We start from the raw sequence: 25,072 nt of genomic DNA, 5'->3' as shown, positions 1-25,072 counted from the left end.
TTAAAGTCCGAAGTTAATACCAAAGTTAAATGTTCTCGCGTGGTTGTATGAGCTATTTCCAGTTGGACCAGTCAGACCACCCACAGGGTTAAATCCTTTTTTCGCAGACCAGAAGTATAGGTTTTCAGCACTCGCATAGATACGCGCTCTCTTAATACCGATTCTGCCTGAGAATGATTCCGGAATTCTATAACCCACATTGATCGCACTGATATTTAAGTAAGATGCTTTAGTCAACCATCTTGATGAAGCAGCACCATGTTGTGAAGTTCTACCAACGTCCATGCGTGGGATATCAGTTACATCACCAGGGTTTTTCCATGCTCCAAATAGATCTGAATGCAAGTTAGCACCATTTGAAGGTCCTGAACTCATCAAACCTGCATAGTATCCATCGTAGAAATATCCACCAACACTATAGGTCAAAACAAATCTGAAGTCAAAATTCTTGTAAGTAAAGTCATTCACAACACTACCATAAACTGGAGGAATTGCTGATTTATCTAACCATGACTGACGAGCCGAGTTATGGTTTGAAGTAACGGTGTCTACACGTCCGTTATTCTCGATCAATTTATGCTCTGGGTTTGAAGCATCGTATGTTACACCATCAGCAAGTCCTAGGTACAATGCGTTTCCATTTTCAGGATCTACACCATAATAAGTTCTTGTATAATAATCATACAATGATCTTCCAACTGCGCGCTTGTATGGGCTACTCACCAACTCTGGAGTTTCCTTAGGCATCGCTGTGATCTCATTCTTCACAGTAGTTACGTTAACAGTTAGGTTCCAGTTGAAGTTTTCCTTTCTGATCAAACCTCCTGTTACACTTGCCTCGATACCTTTGTTGGTCATTGCTCCAACGTTTTGGTTGATCGCATATGATCCCGCAGTTGTACCACCATTATGGTATGGCTGATTCACGCTGAACAATAGACCATCTGAATTTCTATAATAATATTCTAGGGAACCTGATAGTCTTCCGTTCAAGAAACTGAAATCTACACCCACGTCCAATGGCTTTTGTGTTTCCCAAGTCAAACGATCACTACCTAATGAAGCATAGATAGATCCAGGGGTTGAAGCATTGTTATAACCAATTTCATATCCTGGCTGATAAGGATAATAAGAACTCAAATCAGAGTTACCTAATTGTCCATAAGAGAATCTAAGTTTTAATAGATCTGTGTAATCATTCTTGAAGAAGTCTTCTTGATCCAATCTCCATGCAGCACCTACTGACCAGAAATTCTCCCATCTTAAGTTTGCAGGGAACCTAGAGTTACCGTCAGCTCTCAACATTGCACTTAAGTAGTATCTGCTGTTGTAGTTATAGTTTACACGTCCAAAATAACTCTCAATGGAATTTTCACGAAGACCTGATGTCAATGAACTGATATCAGTAAAGTTCTCCATAACATTTACCCCCTGGAATCCTTGTCCGGTTCTCATACCGCTTAGGTCCTCGATCTTGTACGAGTAGAACTCATGTCCCAATACAGTTTCCAAGTTATGAAGTCCAAATGTGTTATTAGCTCTTAATAATTGGTTGAATGTATAAGACAATTGTCTGTACCAACTTTGGTTGTAGCGTCCAGCTGGAGCACCGTCACCTACAATTGTATTTTCATATCCTTCTGAACGGTTATTTTCTAAATCCGGACTGAAGTTCATCGTAAATGTCAACCAAGGCAATACATTTACGTCCATATATGCTCTCGCACCAATAAAGTCACGGTTTGATTTACTCGTATTGTACATGGTTTCTGCAATCGCGTGACGACCGCTATTGAAAGGTCTAGATAGACCAAACTCTGAAACCAAGTTACCATAGTCGTAACGTTTTACACCAAATTCATCATAAACGATCTTTCCAGTTTCTGGATCATGTACATATACAGGATAAATTGGAGCAATTCCTCTAGAGAAATAGAACGGGTTGTTGATACCACCACCATCATAAGCAAAATCAGCTTTTCTAGAAGCAGCGTTTAAGTTCACACCTGTCTTTAACCAATCGGTAACTTTTGTATTTACGTTAACTCTACCTTGGAATCTTTCATTCATCGAACGTAATCCCCATCCATTATCCTTTAAGTAGTTTAATGAGGTATAGATGTCAGTAGAATTAAAACCACCTGAATAGTTCAGGTTATATTCATTACGCTTTCCTGCTCTTGCAGCTTCGTCCTCCCATGAAGTAAATCCTTCATAACGGAACTTCGCGTTCGGGTTTAATTTACCATCAACGCCAACTAAAGCATCGTTAGGTACATCAAAAGCGTTGTAATTACCTAGGTATTGAACAATATCTTGGTATGTTTTACCATTGTAAGTCTGTAAGCCTTTAGCATTTCTTGGCAATAGACCAGAACCTAATTGTTTCGCAACATCCATTGGGATTTTTGCCGAACCAAAAGCCAGGTTGTTGGTGTAAGCCTGCCACATCAATTCATAGTACTGTCCTGCATCAACAGTTTCATAAGCCGGAACCCCGTTTTTATTGAAACCGTATTGCGCTGACACGTTCAACTCAGACTGACCAGATTTACCTTGTTTGGTAGTAACCATGATTACACCGTTTGCACCACGTGAACCGTACATCGCAATAGTAGCAGCATCTTTCAATACCGTTACGGACTCCACATCAGCAGGGTTAATATTGGTCATTCCCCCATCAAATGGAACCCCATCTACAACAACCAATGCGCCTTGTCCTGCAGAATACGATCCAAAACCACGAATACGGATACCTGGTGACGAACCCGGAGCACCAGATGGCGCGCTAGATTGGATACCTGGACCAGCCCCCTGTAAGGCAGTCAACACGTTGGAAATCGGCCTTTTGTCGATTTCTTTGGTGCCAATCTGTGTCGCAGAACCCGTAAAGTCAGATTTTTTCACCGTTCCATAGGCTACAACAACAACCTCATCCAAAGCATCAGAAGTAGAAATTAAGGAAATATTCAAGGTTGATCGGCCAGATGCGGATTGAGTTAAGGTCTCATATCCAATAAAAGAAAATGTCAATCGACCATTCTCATTTACCATGATCGAGTAATTTCCTTGTTCATCAGTTTGGGTAGCTGTGGATAATCCAACAACTTTTACCGAAACTCCAGACAGGGGCGTTCCTGTTGTAGCATCAGTAACCTTACCACTCACCTGACGACTTTGCGCATTCAGCAATCCAATGGACAGCATAAACAGCACAAAAAAGCTGAGTAATTTTTGTTTCATAATAATTGTTTGAGTTTTGTTAAATAATTGTTTTCATTAGGGACGAAGGTTAGTGCGTCCTATTAGTTACCATAATTTGGGCAAGTATATAACAAAAAATTAACATGAAACAATAACTTTCATCACTTTTTTAACCAAGCACTGTTATTCATTGATAAAATAATAGGAATCAAAGAAATAAATACTCATTTTTTTAACTGAAAAATTTATTTTGTAACAGAGCATACAATAAACAGGCTAATTCCGCCGTTAATCGGGAAAATTCCGATCTACACAATCAGCTTTTTAAATTTTTGCAATAAAATTTGCTATTTAAATAAAAATTACTCTTATAAAAGAGGAATTTTTTATAAAACATTGTCAATCTTTGATAAATAATCAAAATCTTCAAAAGAAAAGGAGCCCGTTTTCTTCATGTTCCATTCGAAAAGAAACTTGGCTTTCTTCAATAAGGCATGGTCCCGATTCATCAAACCATCATACATCAGCAATTGAGCCAATGGCCTTATTTGCTCCGGCTCCAAACCCACAATAAACTCCTCTAACCCAGCAGTATCTGTTTCTAAAAAGAAACCCCTATCTTTCTTAAAAAAATCCGTGTACCCTTCAGTCAGGTCCATCGGTTCTTCTGTTTCGTCAAATGCAGTGTACCGATCAACGACCAACCGCATGTACTTCCCCATCTCATTGATCCAATTTAGGATGGTATCTTTCTCAAATCTAATTCCCATAACTATCTTATTTGTCCTTCTCCCGTCACGAACCACTTCTCGGTAACCAGTTTTTCTAAAGCAAATGGCCCACGGGCATGTAATTTCTGCGTGGAGATGCCTATTTCGGCTCCCAATCCAAATTCGCCCCCATCCGTAAATCGGGTGGACGCATTGGAATATACCGCTGCAGCATCTACCGCATTCATAAAGTTCAGGATATTTTTTGAATCAGCAGAAACAATACACTCAGAATGTTTGGATGAATACTTTGCAATGTGATCAAGGGCTTCCTCTAGACCAGATACTACCTTCATGGAACAGATCAAGCCCAAGAACTCCCTGCCAAAATCATCTGCCTCCGCCTTACCCAATTCCGTATAGCCTTGTTCCTTCAGGCTTGCATAGCTTTGACCATCTGCCAATACTTTCACTTTAGCTTTCTCAAATAAGGGAACTAAATTCTTTACAAACCCATCTACGATCTCCTCGTCCAGCAAAACACAGTCCAAGGCATTACAGACCGATGGTCTTGAAATCTTTGCATTCGCTACAATCTTGGCTGCCAATTCCAGATCTGCGGTCCTGTCCACATAGGTATGGCATACCCCTGCACCCGTTTCGATCACGGGAACCTTGGCGTTTTCACGTACAAAGTCGATCAAGCCTTGGGATCCTCTAGGAATGATGATATCTACATATTTGACCGCCGTCAATAGCTCAGCGACAAGTTCCCGATCAGTTGGCAACAGTTGAACAATATTCGGATCTTGCCCATAACTTTTCAATACCTTTTGGATCAAACCAACCAAATAGGAATTACTGTACCAGGCATCCGATCCGCCCCTAAGCAGACAAACGTTGCCCGATTGGATACAAAGGACCGCAACATCAATGGTCACATTGGGCCTCGATTCATAGATAACCCCTACGACACCCAAAGCCACCGATCTCTTTTCTACCAAGAGCCCATTATCGAGCGTTTTACTGCTCAATAATTTCCCAGTAGGATCATCCAATTTAGCAACAGCCCGCACACTGTCAGCAAGGTCTTGGATTCTTGCTTCAGTCAACCTCAACCGATCATATTTGGAATCAGATGGATCCATTCGGTCCAGATCCTTTTTGTTTTCTTCAATGATCTGTTCGGAACGATCCAATATTTCAGCCGCAATGGCATTCAGTATTTCAGCCTTCTTTTCAATCGACAATTGTGCAATGGCTCTTTTGGCCTTACTGCTATTTTCAAGTTCGGTTAATATCGTTTTCTTCATTTTAATTTCCTTTATAGCAGCACAATATCATCGGCATGCGCAATTTCAATATTCTTCTTCTCAGACTTAGACCGCAACGAAACCGAGTCTATCTTCGATTTAGCCACAGCATGGATCACATGGTCTTCATCAGCAATCTGGAAGACCTCACCGACCTCAAAATCTTGGATAATTTTGTTTACACCCACAGCCAATAAACTTTTTCTTTTGTTCAAGGCTGCTAAAGCACCCTTATCCACCTGTACCAAGCCTGTAATCAAACTACCACTCGCCAACCATTTGTTTCGGGAGGAAAGCTTTTTCTCCTGAGCTTGGCATATCGTCCCGGTATCTCCAGCCACTGCTTTCAAGATCCCATCCTCGGTTTTCATCGAAAAAATAACCGCTTTGATGCCCATTTGATTGGCCAACCTTGCAAAATTCAATTTTGAGATCATTCCCCCTAATCCTATAGCAGATTTTTCCTCCTTAGCCAAAGCCAATGCCGCTTTGTCAATGATCTTCAACTCCGGTATTACCTTCCCATGCTCGTCCAAGACCCCCGGTACTGAAGTACTGAACAAAATCTGCTCGGCACCAAAACCCACAGCAATCAAGGTCGCTAGTTCATCATTATCAGAGAACTTGAGCTCTTTATTGCTGACTACATCATTTTCATTGGCGATAGGGATTACATTATTCTTCCACAGCGTTTCGTAGGTACTCTTCAACTGTAAAAACTGGCTCCTGTTTGCAAAGTGATGTCGCTCGCATAGACTTTGCGCCAATGCAATCTTAAAAGGCTTGAAGTAGGTGCCATATGTGCGCACCAACAGGGGGTTTCCAATGGCTGCAGCGGCTTTCTTCTGGGCAAGGGTACCCGTGTATTTAGGGATAAACTTCTTTCCGGCAGCAACAGCACCCGATGAAACGATGACAATATTATATTTCGGCTGTAACTGCGCGCATTGACGAGCGATCTCCAGGACAATTCTTTCATCAATTTCTCCATCGGTCGTTATGGCCGCCGAACCAAACTTGATGACCAGTATAGGTTTTTTCATTTTATGATATAATCAAAATATTAAGCAGTTTATTGTTGAAAAACTAACAATAACAAAGAATAGATATAAAAATATGAATTATTAAGCGCTTTTCAATCGTTTTCCTTGATATAGAGATTGTAAAAAGCTGATAAGATTAGCCCTGCTTCGTGGGTCGTAAGGCATTATTTAGGAATAATGCGGCTGAAATAAGCAATGACAAAGGGCTGGTAATATCCTTCCAGGAAAGTTCATTTGTACCAAATGCCAAATAGAGTTCATAAGTGCAATACAGCAATAGAATGGCGGTAATGGTAAACATAAATATTGCGAACTTCTTGCCCATAAAATAAATATAAGGAAAATCAGATTAAAATCTACTGATTCGGTATAGAGAAAGACTAGAATAAATTGGGCTCTCCCTGTATAATGAATAGTTATGTTTGAATTTAGAAAATCATTAACTTTATTTTCAGTTACTAGCCCATCCCTTTCAGAAAAACCACACAAGATTTAGCCCTATAAAGATTCATTACAGTAAACCATTAATCTAAATTATCATGGGAAACACTAAGTACCCCAAATTCCTTTTCCTGGCCATTGTTTTCATGTCATTAATTCAGGTTCGATGTGCTGAATCCATTCCAGAGGACTGCCAAGAGGAAGAGGTTGAATTTACTTCAATCAACATTGATCCCACTTGCAGATTCCGTATAGTTGATGAAAAACTAGAAGATAGGTTTCTCGTCATTGAGTCAAAGACAGAACTGGAGAAAGCAATTGCCTTTACCGATTCTGAGGCCAATGAGCCTTGCAAAGAAGTTTCAAAAATGTTTTCTGAAATAGACTTTAAGACCCAAAGTTTATTGATAGGCAAGAAACTAGTTCAAGGGATACCTGCTACACTAATTAGTCAGCAGGTCAACAGAGACTGTGCGAACCATGGGATAGTCCACTCTGCAAAAGTCAAGAACGGGAACTATACCGCTATGGGCACTTTTTTGTTTGCAGTCATCGTTCCAAAGCAGCATGCCAATGTCCGATTCAATATAGAAGTGATCCGGTAATGCACATGAAAAACCCCCAAATCAAGGGTGAAAAAATCATCCCTAAAACAGGGTTTCATTCGAGACATATTCGAGACATGTTGCGGAACCATTCGGCATAATCTTCGAATTTCTAAGACAATGCTCCGATGAAAAATGAACAGTAGCTCAGGACATTTTGCGAAAGTTCCGAATGTGTCTCGAATAAGGTCAAACCGAAATATAGATCGCACAGACTTATGACAAAAAAAGAAATGGCCAGAGTTTTTCTCTAGCCAATCCAATATAAATATTTTTAACGTCTCTAGTTAGTCCAAGATCAATTCCACTGGGCAGTGATCGGAATGAACCGCTTGAGAAAGGATTCGAGAGGACTTGATACTGTCCTTCAGATCATTGGAGACCATATTGTAATCGATACGCCAACCTAGGTTTCTCCCTCTTGCTCCAGCACGATAAGACCACCAAGTGTAATGATGCGGATCTGGGTTGAGGTGCCTAAAAGAATCGGTATATCCCGAGTTGATAAAGTTCTCCATCCATTCACGCTCTGCCGGTAGGAAACCCGAACTATTGGCATTGGATTTAGGGTTATGGATATCAATGGCACGGTGACAGATATTAAAATCGCCACAGACCACCAATTTCGGTTTTTCTTTCAAAAGATCATTGCTGTACAATTGGAAATCATCCAAGAATTTGTATTTGAAATCCTGTCTGACATCCCCTGTCGTTCCCGAAGGAAAATACACACTCATCACGGAGGCTTTATCAAAGTCGGCACGGATTACCCTACCTTCAAAATCATAATCCTCATGGCCACAACCATATTCAATATGGTTAGGGGTAATCCTGGTGAAGATAGCAGTACCGCTATAGCCTTTTTTCTGAGCGGGGTACCAATAATGCTCATAGCCCATCTCCTCTAATAAAACCAGTTCAGGAACCTGATCTGGAGTTGCTTTAATTTCTTGAATACAGATTACGTCTGGGCTTTCAGCCTTGAACCAATCCAGCCAGCCTTTTTTCAAAGCGGCGCGGATACCGTTCACATTATAGGTAATGATCTTCATCTTAAGGAAGTTTGTAGGTTTTGGATTTCATGGAATCAAACAGCTTGGTAAAGAACCCTTTCTTAGGAGGAAGCCCTTGCAACTTGCGTTCAAGGTCCAATGCCTGTCTCCTATCCAATAATTTCATGGTAAAACGCTCATCATTATAGGGGCGGTCGTTGTCATCGGTCTTAACCGCTGCAATGCTATCTACAACAGCAATTCCTTCGATCAACTCACCAAACACTGTGTACTCACCATCAAGATGAGGAGTTCCACCAATAGTTTTGTAGGTTTCCCTTTGCAGTGGGGTCAATTTCTTGCCTTTCAACCTAAATTTTTCCAAAGAGTCAAGTGCAGCTTCAGAGAACACGCGGCCTTGAACCAGGTAGAACTGAGATGCCGAGGACTCCTTGGCAGGATTATTATCACGTGCAGCACCTAATGCCCCTTTCTTGTGGATAATATCGGCTTGGATTTCAGCAGGGACCTTGTAATCAGGACCACCATTACCCAGTTGCTGTCTGCTGCCTGCATAACGTGAATCAGGGTCACCACCTTGGATCATGAAATTATGGATGACACGGTGAAACAATAAGGAGTCGAAATAGCCTTCATTGACCAATTTGACAAAATTATCACGGTGTTTACGGGTTTCGTTATAGAGTTTGATAATACCGTTGCCTTTACCGGTTTTTACTTCAACATAATAGTTTTTTGGAGTCTGTGCATATACAAAACTCAAGCCCATCACAAAGGCAAACAACAATACAATTTTTCTCATATATTAAATGAAATTTACATCTTCAAAATAATCAATTATCAAGGATTTGATAATCATTTCCTGTTCCATAAGGGTATAATTAGGAATCGGCTTAATGAGCTTCCAATGTGGCCAGCCCTGTTCATCCTGCCCTTCGAGTTCATAAAACCCTAAGCTACTGAAAAGTCTACAGGTCGCTATGTGCATCAACTCTTCTTTTTCTCTTTTTGAAAACTCCTGCGGACCTTTTCCCAATTCCTGAACACCAATCAGGAAAAGCATGACCTTGATATCAGGAATGTCCATATCGAAGTTCTTGGCGATTGCTCCTTGCAATTCTGCCCACTTCTTATTGATCTCTGCTGCTTGCATGAATTTAATTTTCTGACCAGTCTTGAATGAGTTCTTTACATCGAGATTCAATCAGTTCAAAGACTGGAACGAACATGTTTGAATCATAGTATGGATCTGGAACAATATCATCGATCAGAAACAGGGAAACCTTAGCTCTATCTTCTTCAGATATGGCCATCCCCACTACGTCTGCATAGTTCTGTTTGTCCATCACCAGAATACGGTCATATTTAGAAAAAAAGGAAGGATTAAAATGTTGGGCCCTTTGACTGGAGATATCAATACCCCTTTCTTTAGCCACTTTGATAGATCGACGATCAGGTGCCTGGCCAACATGCCAATCTCCCGTACCCGCAGAATCTATCTGCCAAGACAACCCGCTCTCCGCAACCATGTGCTCCATAATGCCATGAGCCAATGGAGACCTGCAAATATTCCCTAAACACACCATTAGTATTTTCATGGTTTCAAATATAACATTATCTAGTTAGTATTGAGATGTGAGATATGAGATATTAGACACTAAAAACAGACATATGACACAAGACACAAGAAATTTCTGGCGGGCTAACTGAATGACTCGTGGATAGACTCGGTCTTGCCATCCTCAATCTCTGATTGAGTACCTGTACGCCAATATTAAGGACGCTAATTGGACTTTAGGTGCGTAATATTCCGATATGTTTCGTGCCTCAACTGGACAGCTTAAGGGATACATTTGGGCAATACAACCCTCAGAGGGCAATGTTATTGAGTTACTTCTGATTCTGAACAATTAGTGAAGAACCTGTACGGCTCCTCTCTCTAAAATCCTGACAACCTTAACTAAATGAAATCCCTCGTTAGGGCAGGTTCTACGGTCTTGTGTCTTATATCTATTAGTCTAAAAGGCAAAAGGGGCCACAATCCCATGTGGCCCCTTTTACTTTTTATTATTTTTACTAGTATTTCAATGGAACATTGAATTGAACGGTACTACCTCTTTCAGGTACGCCGGTAATACGGACGATGTTTCGGCGAGTGCTACCTAGAGCAGCCTCTACATCATCAACATTGTTTACAGGTTTACCATTAACTTCAGTAATCACCAATCCTCTTTCAACGCCGAAGTATTCGAAAACACCACCTCTGTGTACTTGTGATACAACTACACCTGATTTGATGTTTAATTCTTGTTTGCGCGCATTGCTTGCAGGAACAAAACTAGCACCTAATTTATTGAAGATCTCTGTTGCAGATGCACTAGATTCAGCATCTTCAGTTTTCGGTTTGCTTTCCTCACCTTTCAGGGTCAATGAAACATCTTTCTCTTTACCGTCACGTTTGTAAGTGATCTTCACTTTATCACCAGGACGTAAGCGAGCAACATATTCCTGTAGGTCCGGAGTTCCGTAGATGACACGGCCTTCAACCTTGGTCAAGATATCACCAGATTTAATGCCGGCAGCTTCTGCAGCTCCACCTTTCAATACATCACGTACATATAGTCCGTTTACATCTTCAATACCTTTTTCAGCACGTAACTGATCGTTGATCTCTGTAAAGGTCACACCTACATAACCACGTTTAACACTTCCGAATTCCTTGAAGTCATCGACAATCTTTTTAGCAAGGTTAATTGGGATAGCGAATCCATACCCAGCATAAGTACCGGTTGGAGAAGCGATAGCGGAGTTGATACCGATCAGTTCGCCTCTGGCATTAACCAATGCACCACCACTGTTACCTCTGTTGATAACGGCATCTGTTTGCAAGAATGATTCAACAGCATTGCTGATCATTTGCTCTTGTTGACCCATTCCACCATATCCACGGCCTTGGGTCGGTTCGTCCAAGATACCGATACGGCGGCCTTTTGCACTGATGATACCAGCAGTAACGGTAGACTGTAAACCTAGGGGATAACCTACAGCTAACACCCACTCACCTATCTGAACGTTATCTGAGTTACCTAATTTAACCATCGGAAGGCCAGTAGCATTTACTTTAATCAAGGCAAGGTCAAAGTTCGGATCTCTACCGATCACTTTGGCTTCGTACTTGCGCTTATCGGTCAAGACCACTTCGATTTTATCGGCCTCTTCCACCACGTGGTTATTGGTTACGATATATCCATCAGGAGAGATCAGTACCCCAGAACCTGACGCTGTTGCAGGACGAGCCTGACCGCGTTGTTGTGGGACGCCAAAAAACTCTTCGAACATATCGAAAGGTGAACCGCCACCACCACGGTTACCACGGCTTGCCATTGTTACTTGAATATGTACGACCCCCGGAGAGACTGCCGCTGCAGCTTGGGTAAAATCCGGATTTCCGGTAGAAGAAAGAATCTCTTCGCCGGGGTTGTTTGCATAATATACTTTTTGACGTTCTTCAAACGTCATGTTGTCCATCTGTTTGTTTTCGAAGAGTTTAAACCCACCCACGGCTATGGCTCCTCCTATGATGGCTGCTAATAAAGTTGCACCTATCTTTTTCATATCTATAATTAATCTAACTTTTTTTAATTTATGTTTCCTAATTCAAATGTAATACCATTCAGAAGGCCTTAAAGACTTTTGTCAGTTAAAAAATGTTAACGGAAGCCTGCTATGTCAAGCATTTAACAAGATTTAACAAAAGTTCGGTTTATTGTAACAAGAATATTAAATTTACAGCAGAAACTCAACAAAATGTCAAAAGAAATCCAATTCTACAAATACCAGGGTGCAGGCAATGATTTTATCTTGATTGATAACAGAAAGGGCTCGTTTGATGCCAATAACCAACAATTGATCCAAGAGCTTTGTGACAGAAGGTTTGGGGTTGGTGGAGACGGATTGATGCTTCTTCAAGATACAAATAATTATGATTTCCAAATGCTTTACTTCAATGCAGATGGGAAAGAAGGGACCATGTGTGGAAATGGAGGGCGTTGTTTAGTTGCTTTTGCCAGGGATCTTGGAATCATTTCCCGCGATACTGTCTTTTTGGCAGTCGACGGAAGACATGATGCTCAAATCCAGCAAAATACTGTAAACCTTGGCATGATTGACGTGAATGAATACAGTATGGATGGAGAGGCATTTGTCCTAAACACAGGCTCTCCTCATTATGTTGAGTTTGTAGAAGATTTAGCACATAAAAATGTTTTCCAAGATGGCCATGCGATCCGGAACAACAGTACCTATGGCGAGAAAGGCATCAATGTAAACTTTATCCAAGCGGAAGAAAACGGGTATTTTGTGCGGACTTTTGAACGGGGCGTAGAGGATGAGACCTATGCCTGTGGAACGGGGGCGGTTGCTTCGGCAATGAGTGTGGCATTGAAGTCCGGCAAAGATGGTGATTTTCAGATTCCGATCCGAGTATTGGGTGGACAGCTTCACATTTCTTTCCACAAAATAGGGCATCAATTCAGCAAAGTTTATCTTTCGGGACCTGCAATCCAAGTATTTCAAGGAAAAATCGATATTTCATAATAATTTAACCTCCTTAATTTTGGAGAAAAAGACCTAATACACGTATATTAGTAGCTTTTTCTACGGAAAGTATAGGATGCAGCAGGTCGACACAATAACTTCTTATCGTTTGGTTTACTCATTAGGGAAGCACCCCTACCTGGGCTACCTAATAGAACCCCATATTGTACAGCTCAACCAAAATGGATCTTATTCCCTATCCTATAAAAGGGTTTTCAGCAATACCGTAGATGAATTTTCGGATGCCTTAGATGAAGTCGATTATGAACTGATCCGTCTTTGTGATGAAATTGAACAGACACAGTTGATCAAAAGGTTCCATAAAAAAGCAATCCGTCCCGCTGATTACTTCTCCAAGATCTTTGACCAAAAAATCTACGAGCATATACGTCCAAAGATCGAAAGCCGTTTATTACATATACTGAACAACATTGGCGATAAGCCACTGTTCTTGATGAGCAAGGATGGATATCCTGCAGAGCTGGAACTGAAAATAGCGGATAAACCAACCAGTATCCTTTTCCATTTCAGAAGGAATGAAATGGAAACACGCTATTTTCCGACCCTCAAATATGATGGGCTCCGCATGGAATTTATGTACAAGAATGCGGATGTGATAGTCAACCAACAGGCTTGGCTGCTCTTAGAGAATGTCCTGTATTATTTCGATGAAGAACTTGAGGGCAAGAAATTGACCCCCTTTTTAAACAAACGCTTTATTTCAATCCCAAGGAATACGGAGAAAAAATACTTCGAAACCTTTGTGACCTCGCTGATTGAAAAGCACCATGTATATGCTGAAGGTTTAGAGATCATCAACTACAGGGAACAAGCGATCCCTCAACTTAGGATTGTCTATAGCCCAGAACAAGAGGCGCAGCTGCAACTGTATTTTGAATATGGAGAATACAGTTTTCCTGCGGGCGCACAGCATCCTGTGACGGTCCGCTATGTTTATGACAAGGAAAAGGATTCCCATCAGTTCTACAGGATAAAAAGGTCCCTACAATGGGAGGAAAAGAAAGCCAAAACCTTAGAAGACTATGGCCTGGAGCGTGCAGACGCCCTATTTGGTTCCTACCTGCCAGTTACCGGGATCAACGGCTATCGAATTTCCAGCATCGAGTGGGTCAATGAGCACCTTTCGGAATTGACCGAAGCTGGCTTCCATATCGTCCAAAACCATAATGACAAGAAATTCCTGATCGGCAAGACCAGCATCAGCATTGAAGTCACCGAGAAGAACGATTGGTTTGACATATCCGCAATCGTACGGTTCGGGGAATATGAAATACCTTTCATCAATCTTCGTCAGCATATATTGAACAGGATCCAAGAATTTGAATTACCAAATGGTGAAATAGCCATTATTCCTCAGGAATGGTTCTCCCAATATGAGCACCTATTCCAGTTTTCATCACAAAAGGAGGGCATTCGATTAAATCGGACCCATATTGGACTGTTAAATGATGTCACCGAACATACCCAAGTCAGTATGCAGCGCAAGTTGAACAAACTTGGGGAATTTGATGAGATCGCAGACATCGAGACACCGAAAGAATTTAAAGGTTCTTTACGTCCTTATCAAAAGGCTGGCTACAACTGGTTCCACTTCTTGCAGGAATATCGCTTTGGCGGCCTTCTAGCAGACGATATGGGTCTAGGAAAGACGGTTCAGACCTTGGCGCTATTGCAGCAGCAGAAAGAAACCTTGGCCGCCGACCAGCCTAAAACTTCACTGTTGATCGTACCGACCTCCTTGATATTCAACTGGCAGAAGGAAGCTGAAAAGTTTACGCCTAAATTGCGGGTATTGTTACATACCGGAACTTACCGCAGCAAGAACAACTTTGCCTTCAGTCATTTTGATTTGGTGATCACGACCTATGGGGTGGCGAGAATTGATGAAGAGCTGCTATCAGGCTTTTACTTCAATTATATTATTCTGGACGAGAGCCAGAACATTAAGAACCCAAGGTCTAAGTCTTTTTCGGCCATTAAACACATCAAAGGAAAGAACAAACTGGCCTTGAGTGGTACCCCTATCGAGAATTCGGTAGCTGATATCTGGTCGCAGATGTCCTTTGTCAACCCCGGCCTTTTGGGCAGTTACACTTATTTCCAGAAGGAATTCGTCCTGGCCATCGAAAAGAAAAAGGATGAGGAAAAAGCGAGACGACTACAGGCTATCATAAAACCTTTTGTATTGCGAAGGACCAAGTCTCAAGTTGCGACGGAATTACCACCGAAATCAGAGCAGATTTTCTATTGCAGCATGACCGAGGAGCAGTCTGAATATTACGAAAAGGTAAAATCGGAATATAGAAATGCACTGCTGGACGGTGCTTTCACAGGGAAAGCGACCCAGATTGCCTTGTTACAGGGGCTTACCAAATTGAGGCAATTGGCAAACCATCCGCTAATGATCGATAGCCAATACAAGGACGGTTCTGGAAAATTTGATGCCGCGATTGAGACCATGGATTCCATCTTAAATGAAGGTAACAAGGTCTTGATATTTTCCCAATTTGTAAGGCATCTTCAGATTTTCAGGGATTATTTTAACAAGAACAAAATCCGTTATGCATATCTGGACGGTTCTACGACAGATAGGAACAATGCCGTAAAGGAATTTAAGGAAAATGAGGAAACCCAAGTCTTCTTGATTTCCATTAAAGCTGGCGGTGTCGGATTGAACCTGACGGAAGCGGAATATGTGTTCATCTTAGACCCTTGGTGGAACCCTGCAGTCGAACAACAAGCCATTGACCGTAGCCACCGAATCGGACAGACCAAAAATGTATTCATATATAAGTTTATAGCCAAGGATAGTATTGAAGAAAAAATCCTCGCCCTACAGGGAATGAAGAAGTCCCTGGCCAGTTCACTCATCAGTACAGAAGAGAGCTTCGTGAAATCACTAAGCAAAGAGGATATCAATGAACTTTTTAGTTAATTCTTCCCTGAAAATATTACAATTCAGACATTACAAGTATTTTTATTGAAAATCAGGTATTTCTAACATTCCTGCCACATTTCTATATTCTGGACTAGAAATTCAAATTTTCATTTGGCTCATATTTCAATTTTATCTTGAAACAGCACTAATATTAACTTCTCAATAATTATTAAGGAAAATATTACTCTAAATTCCCCACTCTATTTTGAACTTAATCGAGAGAAAATCTACCATAGACCTAATAGGCAAAAGTTACAATAGATTTCGGTTATAGCTGTAAAATTTTTTATCTGACTTATTTACACAAATATTAGCTTGAATTAAATTTTAGCCGACATTCTTTTTCCTAAAAAGACTGTTTTGTTTTCTCAGATTATTGATATTAAGGCATAAAACTTTTTTGTGGTTAAACAATTACATATTTTCCCATTATTTAATAATCGAATTAAATATATTTATACATTAATACAATTAACACCTAAAAAGCAGTAAAATGTACAAACTCGATTTTTTCACGCAGTATGGCCAGTTCTATTTGGTGAACATAGCTGAGGTCAGTGAAATGGACGATCTGGAGTTTTGGAGCGACAAGGCGCTAAAGGAGCGCCTAGCGGTGGAAAAAAACACGTTGGGAGTTGCCGTTGAAAACGACTTCTCCATTGTCAAGGGTGAACTGGAAACTTTAGAGGACCCAAATGAGGACATTGATCCTCAAGCGGACCATATCGTGGAAGGAAGCCTGGAGATAACTTCAGGGGTTATGGAAATCCAAGACTGTCCAAATAGCGAAACTATTCTCGCTGTGCCATTAGAAAATGGGGCATACAGGGTCAGGATTTATTCCTATAACCTTAATGACCCTTACAATGGAATTGATGACCGCAACCCCAATGATCACTACCGGATAGAAATCTGGAAAGAAGCTCCTTCAGACCGGAAAGTCCTAAAACAGTGGATCCGAAACTATTAAGAATGAAAATGATACTTTGACTAACGCCTTACAAAGTATCTTTTAAAACTTAATTCCCTGCCCCCTTATCTTTTTCCTCTTCGCTATATAACAAAAACCTATCGGCAAAAAGTTGATTCTTCTTCAAGTCGAAATAAGTATGGTTCCTTAATTTTCCCTCTATCTCAATATCCTCTGTAAACTCATAGTAATGTGCCTTATTGAGCGCCTCTTTATGCGCATTATCGATCATTAGGAAGTCAACTTGGTAATAATCGTCATCAGGGCTTGATGAAGATAGGCTTAGTTCTTTGGCATTGAACGGCACAATTTGGATGGTTCTATCTTTCAATATCCATTCTTGGGCTTTTAACCCAATCGATTTATTTACTACGGTTTCAAGATCAGGCTTTCCCCATTCTTTATATAGGATAGATAGTATGCTATCCCTCGTCGCCAAAGATCTATAAAAAGCTAAGGCCTGGTAGGCGACAGGTTTTTTATGGAGATCGGTGACTACCGAAACGGTCTTGAAGAACAATGGTCCATAGGAAGCGATACTGTCTTTGAAAGGGCTTTCCAGGAGAAACCCAAAATCAGCTTTTGGAACCTGAATATGGATTGCACTTATTATTGGATCTTTGATCCGGTATGCCAGCTTCTCATCACTCAGTTCATGTTCCATTAAGGAACCAAGACTAACATTATTTTCCTCTGCCATCCAATTCCCAAAAATGGTTAGGACATTTTCATCAAAATTGGAGTTTTTCAGATCCAATACATTTTTATTGGTTTTGTTTTCGGTTCCTTCTTGACATGACATCATTAAAAGAAGCAATAGAATAAAGCTGATCAGGGAATTTTTCATAAACGAAGTATTGCGGATGATATATGTATAAATATACCCAATTTACAATTGTGTATGTCTTTAATTTCCAAACAATTGTGAACAGCTTGTGGAAGAGACTTAAAAACAGAATGGGCAATAAGTTGCCTTATTGCCCATTCGATAATTCATTTTGTACTTAAAGAGCGGCTCTAAAGTTTACCACGCTTTCAGTAACTTCTGGAAGGCTGTTTTCCCAGTTATATTCGTATTCAGCAGAAAGCATTCCTTTGAAATTTTGGCGCTTTAATTCTGTCTGTACCTCTTTCATTCCTAATTTACCTGTTCCCCAGATCACATCATGCGCTTTTTTATCACCGAAGGCGTTCAAATCTTTAAAGTGAACATGGTAAACCCTGCCTTCAAGTTTTTTAAGGCATTCAATCGGATTTAATCCCGATCTCATCCAGTGACCAACGTCTGCTGCAGCTCCCATTCTTTTGCTTCTTCCCTCTAGGGCCTTAAGCACTACATCTGGATTCCAGTAATGCGATGGATCAGGATGGTTATGGATGGCAACTTTGATATCGTATTTATCACAAAGTTTTGAGATATAGTCCAATTGATTTTCTGCTGGTTCTGCATTGATTACTTTAATATCAAAGTCCTTAGCAAATTGGAATACTTTTTCCCATTCTGCTTCATCCTTTGCACCTACTACACCATAAGCATGAACGGTAATCCCTCTGTCCTTTAAAAGTTTTTTCACTAATTGACGTCCTTCTGGAGAAAGTTCATAAGTCATTTTTTCTGAGCTACCCCCGCCTACAGTTTGACCAGGGAAAGCCTCTACATAACGAAGGTTTGCCGCAGCGATCTTATCTAATGCTTCTGCAAAAGAAAATAGTCTGAAGGTATAGGCTTGAGAACCTAAATGCCAACCTAACTTTTCTTCAGGGAATGGGCCTTTAGCCTTTACGGTTCCCTTTGCTGCAGGGGCATTGCTAGAGCAGGATGAGAAAATGACCAAGGCAACGGCCAAGCATCCTACAAACAATTTACTAAGTTGTTTCATATAATTTGATTTAAGTTGAGTTCTTAGTCTTGAAATTTTGGAGCAGCAATCTTGATTCTTTCGATGACTTCATCCTTGCCCAATACCTCAGCAATCTTGAATACATCGGGTCCGAATTTTCCTCCAACCAACATGATACGGAATGGCATCATCAATTCTCCCATCTTCATTCCTGAGTCTGCTATCTTCTGTTTAAATAGAGGTTCAAGAGTTGTAGCATCCCAAGAAGATTGTTCTTGAAATAAATCAGCTACTTCATTAAAGAAAGTTGTTTTATCTTGATTCCATTTAGGTTTTACTGCATCGACATCATAGTTTGCTGGCTTTTGAAAGAAAAATGAAGCTTGCTCCCAAAAATCTTCTATGTAAGTTAATCTTTCTTTAACTAAATCAAGAATAGTTTCCACAAAATCATCTCCAAATTCAGCAATTTGAACCTCATGTTTCTCCAATACAGCCTTCACTTCGGGTAAAAGTTCGGTATTAGGTGCACGTTTGATCCACTCCTGATTGTACCATTTAGCTTTTTCGAAATCAAATTTAGCTCCGGCCTTGCTGATACGCTCCACAGAGAATTTCTGGATCAGTTGATCCATGTCAAACAGTTCCTGTTCGGTACCATCGTTCCAACCTAACAAGGCTAGCATATTGATAAATGCTTCTGGAAGGAAGCCTCTTTCGCGGAATCCAGTGGTAAGATCACCTGACTTAGGGTCTTGCCAATTCATGGCGTAAACCGGGAATCCTAAACGGTCTCCATCGCGTTTACTTAATTTTCCATTTCCATCTGGTTTTAAGATCAATGGAAGGTGCGCCCAATTAGGCATTTCATCCTTCCAGCCTAAATAATCCCATAACAAAATATGGACTGGAGCAGATGGCAACCACTCTTCACCTCTGAAGATGTGGGAAATCTCCATAGCTCTATCATCTACTACTACCGCTAGGTGGTAGGTAGGCATGCCGTCAGCTTTCAACAAAACCTTATCATCAACAAGGCTTGTTTCAAAGCTCACACGACCACGGATCATATCATCAAAAGAAACCACTTCGTTTTCAGGCATTTTGATGCGGATGGTATGTGCGGCACCATCTGCCAACAAACGCGCAGTCTCCTCTTGCCCTAGGGAAAGGGAATTTCTTAAGCTCATGCGGTTATCGTGAGCATAGCGGAAGTTAGGATGTATTTTTCGCTGTTCTTCCAGCTCTTCTGCCGTGTCAAAGGCGTAATAAGCATAGCCTTTTTCCACTAGTTCTTCAGCAAACTTTCTATAAGAAGGCTTACGTTCGCTTTGACGGTAAGGGCCAAAGTTGCCTGGGTGGTTGGGACTTTCGTCGGGATTCAAACCACACCATGCTAAACATTCCATAATATATTCTTCAGCACCGGGCACAAAACGGGTCTGATCGGTATCTTCAATGCGTAAGATAAACTCGCCATTATTGTGTTTCGCGAAAAGATAATTGAACAATGCGGTACGAACGCCGCCTAAATGTAATCCGCCTGTAGGACTAGGTGCAAAACGGACCCTTACTTTTTTGTCTGAACTCATAACCACAAAATTAAGCAATTATTACTTTTCTTTCTCGTAGCAATCTTAAAATGATTAATTTGGTTGAATTGAAGAGTTATGAAGCAACATCCCTATCGATACAATAAACAACAGTGGAAGTTTTTCCTTTTTTTATTTGCGGCATTGATTGCTGCTGCATCGTTGCTTTACTCCAATTATTTGGTCAAAAGCCTTTCTAAGTCGGAACGGACGAAAGCTGAAGTATGGGCAATGAGCACCCAAAGCATCGTTTCGATGCCCGATGTAGATGATCAGTTCATCAGCTTTATCTATGCCGTTCGAGATAGTCTTTCTCTACCTGCCATTATCACCAAGGAATCGGGAGAGATCATTTTTTGGAGAGACCTGGACAGCACCAAGACAAATATTCACCCTTCAACGCAAGATTCCGCAACTTCCTTAGTTTATGATCCGCCTTATTTCGAAAAGCAATTGGCTAAGATGAAAAAGGCCCATCCGCCTATCCATATTTCCTTGGATACCGGCGAGAAATGGCTGGTGTACTACCATGACTCCAAGGCACTGAGCCAACTCAGGATTTTTCCATATATACAGTTATCCTTGATCGCCGTCTTCCTTATCGTTGCCTATACTGTATTTAACTCCATTCGGGATTCTGAACAGAACCTAGTTTGGGTCGGTATGGCAAAAGAAGCCGCCCATCAATTGGGAACCCCCATATCATCTATGATGGGCTGGCTTGAACTGGCCAGGATAACCTATCAGGGGAAAGACAATTCCCTGTTGGATGAAATGGAAAGGGACGTGCAGCGACTGGAAATCGTAGCGGACCGTTTCTCGAAAATCGGGTCAACTCCCTCATTATCAAACCAGGTCATCTTTAAGATTGTTGAAGATTACGTGAATTATTTCAAGGTAAGGACCAGTAAAAGGATATCGTTTGAGTTGACAGGCGACCAACAGGTGGAAGCTAAACTGAACGTACAAGTATTTGACTGGATCATCGAAAACCTATTGAAAAATGCAGTCAATGCCATCGAAGGCGAAGGAAAGATCACGGTCAACATTTCGGAAAACATTGCAAAAGAAGAAATTTTTATAGACATTAGTGATACAGGAAAGGGAATCCCGAGATCAAATTGGGAAACCATTTTCCAACCAGGATATACCACCAGGCAGCGAGGCTGGGGATTAGGCTTGAGCTTGACCAAGAGGATGGTATACTATCACAAAGGACAAATTTTTGTCAAAGAATCTGAATTAGGAAAAGGTACAACATTTAGAATTGTATTAAAAAGTAATTTACGCTATGAACCCACTCAAATCTGACGAATACCCAGCGATTTTCAATGATTATATCGAAACCATTACTGGTGATGTAATGGAAGAATTAAATGAACAAATTGAATCTTTTCCTGAATTTATTGCGAGTATCCCGGAAGAATTGGGCACTTTTTCATATGCCGAAGGGAAATGGACCATCAAAGAGGTGCTGTGCCATATCCTTGATGCAGAGCGAATCATGACCTATAGAGCTCTGAGGTTCGGCAGGAATGACATGACCGCCTTGGCTTCCTTTGAGCAGGATGAATTTGTTGCCAACGGAAGACATAACGAAAGAAAAATGGATGATATCGCCGAAGAGTTTATCCACCTGCGCAAAGCAAACATGTTCCTGTTCAACTCCTTTGATGAAACAGAACTCAATAGAAAAGGTATGGCTTCTGACCGCTTGATCAGTGTGAGAGCCTTTTTATATATTATTGCAGGACACCTAAACCACCATGTTACTTTATTGAAATCCCGTTATCTAAAAGATCAAAATTTAAACAACAATGTGGTATAGAGAATATAGTCTAGAAGAAATCAATGGCCTTTTTGCCATCAACATGACCGGCTTCTTGGACATCAAGGCTGTTTCCATCACTCCGGACTGCCTGGTGGCCGAAATGCCTGTTACTGAAAAAGTAAAACAACCTTATGGTCTATTGCATGGCGGCGCATCTTGTGTATTGGCCGAATCTGTAGGCAGCATAGCTTCCAATATGGTCATCGATTCAAATGAATGGGCCGGTGTAGGATTGGAGATCAATGCCAACCATATCAGACCTGTCACGAAAGGTTTGGTCCGTGCAACTTGCAAGGCTTACCATATAGGCAAGACCACCCATGTTTGGGATATACAAATCCACAACGAACGTAATCAACTGGTATGTATTTCAAGGCTTACCATTGCTGTGATAAAAAAACCGACAGCCTAAAAACAATTTGTTCCAACATCTGTTGAACCTGTATCATATCTATATGGTTTTATGATACGGTTTAGGTTTTTAGAAGAGACATTAGCTTAATGTCTCTTTTTTATTAAATAAAAAATCTTGTAGACTGACTTCCTAGACTCCTGAAAGAGTGGAATAAATAGATTTTTTCTGCCAGATGCAATCGATTGCTTGTTATTTTGCGTTTTAAAATACCGAATTATTTTATTAGCCTTGTAGCTACCTTATTATTAATTTGTAAATCAAATTTATGAGTAATCAAAATAATCAATCGACCGTAGGGCCAATGATCATTATATCATCCCTCTTTTTCATTTTTGGTTTTGTCACTTGGTTAAACTCCCTTTTAATCCCCTATTTAAGGATTGCCTGTGAACTTTCCGAAGTACAATCTTACTTTGTGACCTTTGCCTTTTATATCGCTTACTTGGTAATGGCACCGGTATCCACTTGGGTGTTAAATAAATTTGGTTTTAAAAACGGAATGGCCGTTGCCTTGGGTATCATGGCCTTCGGAGCATTATTATTTATCCCAGCAGCCTATACTAGAACCTATTTACTGTTCCTTTCTGGACTGTTTGTTATGGGTGGTGGTTTGGCTATTTTACAGACGGCATCAAACCCATATATCACAATCATTGGCCCTGTGGAAACTGCGGCTAAAAGAATCAGTATTTTAGGGATCTGTAATAAATTAGCTGGAGCTATCGCCACTACATTATTCAGCTACTTATTGAAGGTAGATGAAGTGGATAAACTTCAAAACGAGATCCTATCTTTATCGCCTGCAGAAAAATCAACTGCCTTGGATAACATGGCTCTTGAAGTGGTAAATCCTTATATCGGTATTATAGTCGTACTGTTAATATTAGCCTTCTGGATATCTAAGACCCATCTCCCAGAGGTAAAAGGTGATGAGGAGGAAGATGCTCAACATCATAATTTAACTGAATCTAAGCAGTCTATCTTCGATTTCCCGCATGTATTATTAGGCTTTGTTGCTCTTTTCGCTTATGTTGGGGTAGAGGTATTGGCTGGAGACACCATCATTGCTTATGGTAAATACTTGGGTATTCCTTTGGCAACTGCCTCATTCTTCCCTTGGATTACCATGTTATCGATGGTTGCTGGTTATATCATCGGTATCATCGCTATCCCAAAATATTTAAATCAAGAAACCGCATTAAAACTTTGTGCAATTCTAGGTATCATCATGACCATTGGTATTGTTTTCACGGATGGAATATTATCATTGGCTTTGGTAGGCCTATTAGGTTTTGCAAACTCGTTGGTGTGGCCGGCAATATGGCCATTAGCGTTAAAAGGTGTAGGTAAGTTCACGAGTGCTGCATCAGGTATCTTGGTGATGGGTATCGCCGGTGGAGCAGTAATTCCATTGTTATATGGACAATTAGCCCACGTAACTAATTCGCACCAAGCATACTGGATTGCTTTACCATGCTACCTCTTTATCTTATACTATGCCATTTCAGGGCACAAGGTCAGGAAAAAGACACATGCTTAAATTTAAGCAAGGCAATGGGGTTAGTGTACTAACTCCATTGTTTTTTTGAAGTTTTTCTTATCTTCGAATATTCTATTAAAATGATTATGAAAAAATTAGCATTAAGTATCCTTGTTGCGGCAGGGCTTGTATTTACGTCTTCTCAAGCAGAAGCACAATTAAAGCTGCCTCAACCAAGTAGTACCCAGTTTATCCTACAGGATTTGGGAACAGAACAGATTAGTGTGGTTTATCAGCGTCCAAGTGCTAAAGGACGTGTTATTTTCGGAGATCTAGTTCCTTATGATCAAATATGGCGTACGGGTGCCAATGATGCAACCAATATCACTTTCCAATCTGAAGTAATGATCGAAGGTAAAAAGCTCGAGGCAGGTACTTATGCCCTATTTACCATCCCAGGAAAAGAAGAATGGACAATCGTTTTCAATACGAATGCAAAACAGTGGGGTGCTTATACCTACAATGCTGAAGATGATGTATTGCGGGTAAAAGTAAAACCTACAACCTTAGAAAACCCTGTTGAAACCTTCACCATTGAATTTGATGATGTACATGAGCAATCATTAGATCTTTCATTAAGCTGGGAGAAAACAAAAGTTTCTTTCAATATTGCTGTAGATCAAAAAGAAGAGATCATGGCAAACATCGAAGAAGCGATGAAAGGTGATAAGAAACCATATTTCCAAGCTGCTATGTACTATTTCAGCAATGGTCTTGATATGCAAAAGACCGTGACTTGGATGAAAGAGGCTGACAAAGGAAACACAAAAGCTCCTCATATCAAATATTGGAAATCAATCGTATTGGCGAAAGCTGGCGATAAGGCCGGAGCAATTAAGGCTGCTGAAGAAGGTTTAGCAATTGCAAAAGCAAGCAACAACCAAGAATATGTAAAATTGAACACGCAAGCGCTAGAAGCTGCGAAAAAATAAAATATTCATTTGACAAGAAAGCGGAGACCGAACCATCGATCTCCGCTTTCTTTTTTTATAAACAACT

Annotated in this window: 21 protein-coding genes; 9 read left to right on the top strand and 12 right to left on the bottom strand. The window is 40.6% G+C overall.

Annotated elements, in window-relative coordinates; all coding sequences use genetic code 11:
- From ACWIB3_RS00770 to proB, 4 genes are all read right to left on the bottom strand, one after another.
- Positions 1 to 3,243 (bottom strand): SusC/RagA family TonB-linked outer membrane protein, encoded by a 3,243-nt coding sequence (locus tag ACWIB3_RS00770; RefSeq protein WP_254526580.1) that lies wholly within the window; start codon positions 3,241 to 3,243, stop codon positions 1 to 3.
- Positions 3,244 to 3,590: 347 nt separating this feature from the next.
- Positions 3,591 to 3,974, bottom strand: coding sequence for a hypothetical protein (locus tag ACWIB3_RS00765; RefSeq protein WP_454290653.1), 384 nt, complete (start codon positions 3,972 to 3,974; stop codon positions 3,591 to 3,593).
- 2 nt (positions 3,975 to 3,976) lie between these two features.
- On the bottom strand, positions 3,977 to 5,227 hold the full coding sequence (locus ACWIB3_RS00760) for a glutamate-5-semialdehyde dehydrogenase (protein WP_454290652.1): 1,251 nt from the start codon (positions 5,225 to 5,227) through the stop codon (positions 3,977 to 3,979).
- Between the two features lie 11 nt (positions 5,228 to 5,238).
- The gene (proB, locus tag ACWIB3_RS00755; protein ID WP_454290651.1) at positions 5,239 to 6,270 is read right to left on the bottom strand and encodes a glutamate 5-kinase; all 1,032 of its coding nucleotides are present in this window, start codon (positions 6,268 to 6,270) and stop codon (positions 5,239 to 5,241) included.
- Between the two features lie 539 nt (positions 6,271 to 6,809).
- Here proB and ACWIB3_RS00750 point away from each other — a divergent pair.
- The gene (locus ACWIB3_RS00750; RefSeq protein WP_454290650.1) at positions 6,810 to 7,316 is read left to right on the top strand and encodes a hypothetical protein; all 507 of its coding nucleotides are present in this window, start codon (positions 6,810 to 6,812) and stop codon (positions 7,314 to 7,316) included.
- A 287-nt stretch (positions 7,317 to 7,603) separates the two neighbouring features.
- Here ACWIB3_RS00750 and ACWIB3_RS00745 read toward each other — a convergent pair whose 3' ends face one another.
- The 5 genes from ACWIB3_RS00745 to ACWIB3_RS00725 form a co-directional block, all read right to left on the bottom strand.
- Positions 7,604 to 8,368 (bottom strand): exodeoxyribonuclease III, encoded by a 765-nt coding sequence (locus tag ACWIB3_RS00745; RefSeq protein WP_254526584.1) that lies wholly within the window; start codon positions 8,366 to 8,368, stop codon positions 7,604 to 7,606.
- A 1-nt stretch (position 8,369) separates the two neighbouring features.
- Complete coding sequence (locus ACWIB3_RS00740; protein WP_454290649.1) at positions 8,370 to 9,131, bottom strand: peptidylprolyl isomerase; 762 nt, start codon at positions 9,129 to 9,131, stop codon at positions 8,370 to 8,372.
- Between the two features lie 3 nt (positions 9,132 to 9,134).
- The gene (locus ACWIB3_RS00735; RefSeq protein WP_093101611.1) at positions 9,135 to 9,482 is read right to left on the bottom strand and encodes a hypothetical protein; all 348 of its coding nucleotides are present in this window, start codon (positions 9,480 to 9,482) and stop codon (positions 9,135 to 9,137) included.
- A 4-nt stretch (positions 9,483 to 9,486) separates the two neighbouring features.
- Complete coding sequence (locus ACWIB3_RS00730) at positions 9,487 to 9,927, bottom strand: low molecular weight protein-tyrosine-phosphatase (protein ID WP_454290648.1); 441 nt, start codon at positions 9,925 to 9,927, stop codon at positions 9,487 to 9,489.
- A 478-nt stretch (positions 9,928 to 10,405) separates the two neighbouring features.
- On the bottom strand, positions 10,406 to 11,944 hold the full coding sequence (locus ACWIB3_RS00725; protein ID WP_185211388.1) for a Do family serine endopeptidase: 1,539 nt from the start codon (positions 11,942 to 11,944) through the stop codon (positions 10,406 to 10,408).
- Positions 11,945 to 12,136: 192 nt separating this feature from the next.
- Here ACWIB3_RS00725 and dapF point away from each other — a divergent pair, with 192 nt between their 5' ends.
- The 3 genes from dapF (at position 12,137) to ACWIB3_RS00710 (ending at position 16,854) form a co-directional block, all read left to right on the top strand.
- Positions 12,137 to 12,925: a diaminopimelate epimerase gene (dapF, locus tag ACWIB3_RS00720; RefSeq protein ID WP_185211389.1), complete on the top strand. Its 789-nt coding sequence runs from the start codon at positions 12,137 to 12,139 to the stop codon at positions 12,923 to 12,925.
- A gap of 76 nt (positions 12,926 to 13,001) precedes the next feature.
- Positions 13,002 to 15,881 (top strand): DEAD/DEAH box helicase, encoded by a 2,880-nt coding sequence (locus ACWIB3_RS00715; RefSeq protein WP_454290647.1) that lies wholly within the window; start codon positions 13,002 to 13,004, stop codon positions 15,879 to 15,881.
- Positions 15,882 to 16,377: 496 nt separating this feature from the next.
- A complete protein-coding gene (locus ACWIB3_RS00710) occupies positions 16,378 to 16,854 on the top strand; it encodes a hypothetical protein (RefSeq protein ID WP_313261046.1) in 477 nt (158 codons plus the stop codon).
- A 49-nt stretch (positions 16,855 to 16,903) separates the two neighbouring features.
- Here the strand turns inward: ACWIB3_RS00710 and ACWIB3_RS00705 are convergent, their stop codons facing one another.
- The 3 genes from ACWIB3_RS00705 to gltX form a co-directional block, all read right to left on the bottom strand.
- Positions 16,904 to 17,701: a hypothetical protein gene (locus tag ACWIB3_RS00705; RefSeq protein ID WP_454290646.1), complete on the bottom strand. Its 798-nt coding sequence runs from the start codon at positions 17,699 to 17,701 to the stop codon at positions 16,904 to 16,906.
- Positions 17,702 to 17,858: 157 nt separating this feature from the next.
- On the bottom strand, positions 17,859 to 18,734 hold the full coding sequence (locus tag ACWIB3_RS00700) for a sugar phosphate isomerase/epimerase family protein (RefSeq protein WP_454290645.1): 876 nt from the start codon (positions 18,732 to 18,734) through the stop codon (positions 17,859 to 17,861).
- Between the two features lie 23 nt (positions 18,735 to 18,757).
- Positions 18,758 to 20,287 (bottom strand): glutamate--tRNA ligase, encoded by a 1,530-nt coding sequence (gene gltX / locus ACWIB3_RS00695; protein ID WP_454290644.1) that lies wholly within the window; start codon positions 20,285 to 20,287, stop codon positions 18,758 to 18,760.
- Between the two features lie 78 nt (positions 20,288 to 20,365).
- Between gltX and ACWIB3_RS00690 the strand changes: the two genes are divergently transcribed.
- The 5 genes from ACWIB3_RS00690 to ACWIB3_RS00670 all read left to right on the top strand — a co-directional run bounded on the left by ACWIB3_RS00690 (position 20,366) and on the right by ACWIB3_RS00670 (position 25,005).
- On the top strand, positions 20,366 to 21,598 hold the full coding sequence (locus tag ACWIB3_RS00690) for a sensor histidine kinase (protein ID WP_185211395.1): 1,233 nt from the start codon (positions 20,366 to 20,368) through the stop codon (positions 21,596 to 21,598).
- Complete coding sequence (locus tag ACWIB3_RS00685; RefSeq protein WP_185211396.1) at positions 21,579 to 22,115, top strand: DinB family protein; 537 nt, start codon at positions 21,579 to 21,581, stop codon at positions 22,113 to 22,115. The genes ACWIB3_RS00690 and ACWIB3_RS00685 overlap by 20 nt, the downstream gene beginning before the upstream one ends.
- A complete protein-coding gene (locus ACWIB3_RS00680) occupies positions 22,105 to 22,530 on the top strand; it encodes a hotdog fold thioesterase (RefSeq protein WP_185211397.1) in 426 nt (141 codons plus the stop codon). Before ACWIB3_RS00685 ends, ACWIB3_RS00680 begins: the two co-directional genes overlap by 11 nt.
- 268 nt (positions 22,531 to 22,798) lie before the next feature.
- The gene (locus tag ACWIB3_RS00675; protein ID WP_313261049.1) at positions 22,799 to 24,073 is read left to right on the top strand and encodes a sugar MFS transporter; all 1,275 of its coding nucleotides are present in this window, start codon (positions 22,799 to 22,801) and stop codon (positions 24,071 to 24,073) included.
- An 86-nt stretch (positions 24,074 to 24,159) separates the two neighbouring features.
- Positions 24,160 to 25,005: a DUF2911 domain-containing protein gene (locus tag ACWIB3_RS00670; protein ID WP_185211399.1), complete on the top strand. Its 846-nt coding sequence runs from the start codon at positions 24,160 to 24,162 to the stop codon at positions 25,003 to 25,005.
- The last annotated feature ends 67 nt before the right edge of the window (positions 25,006 to 25,072 follow it).

This window comes from Sphingobacterium sp. NPDC055431 (assembly GCF_053644255.1).
Note: the sequence above shows the minus strand (reverse complement) of the source record. Positions and strands in the feature narration are given on the sequence as shown.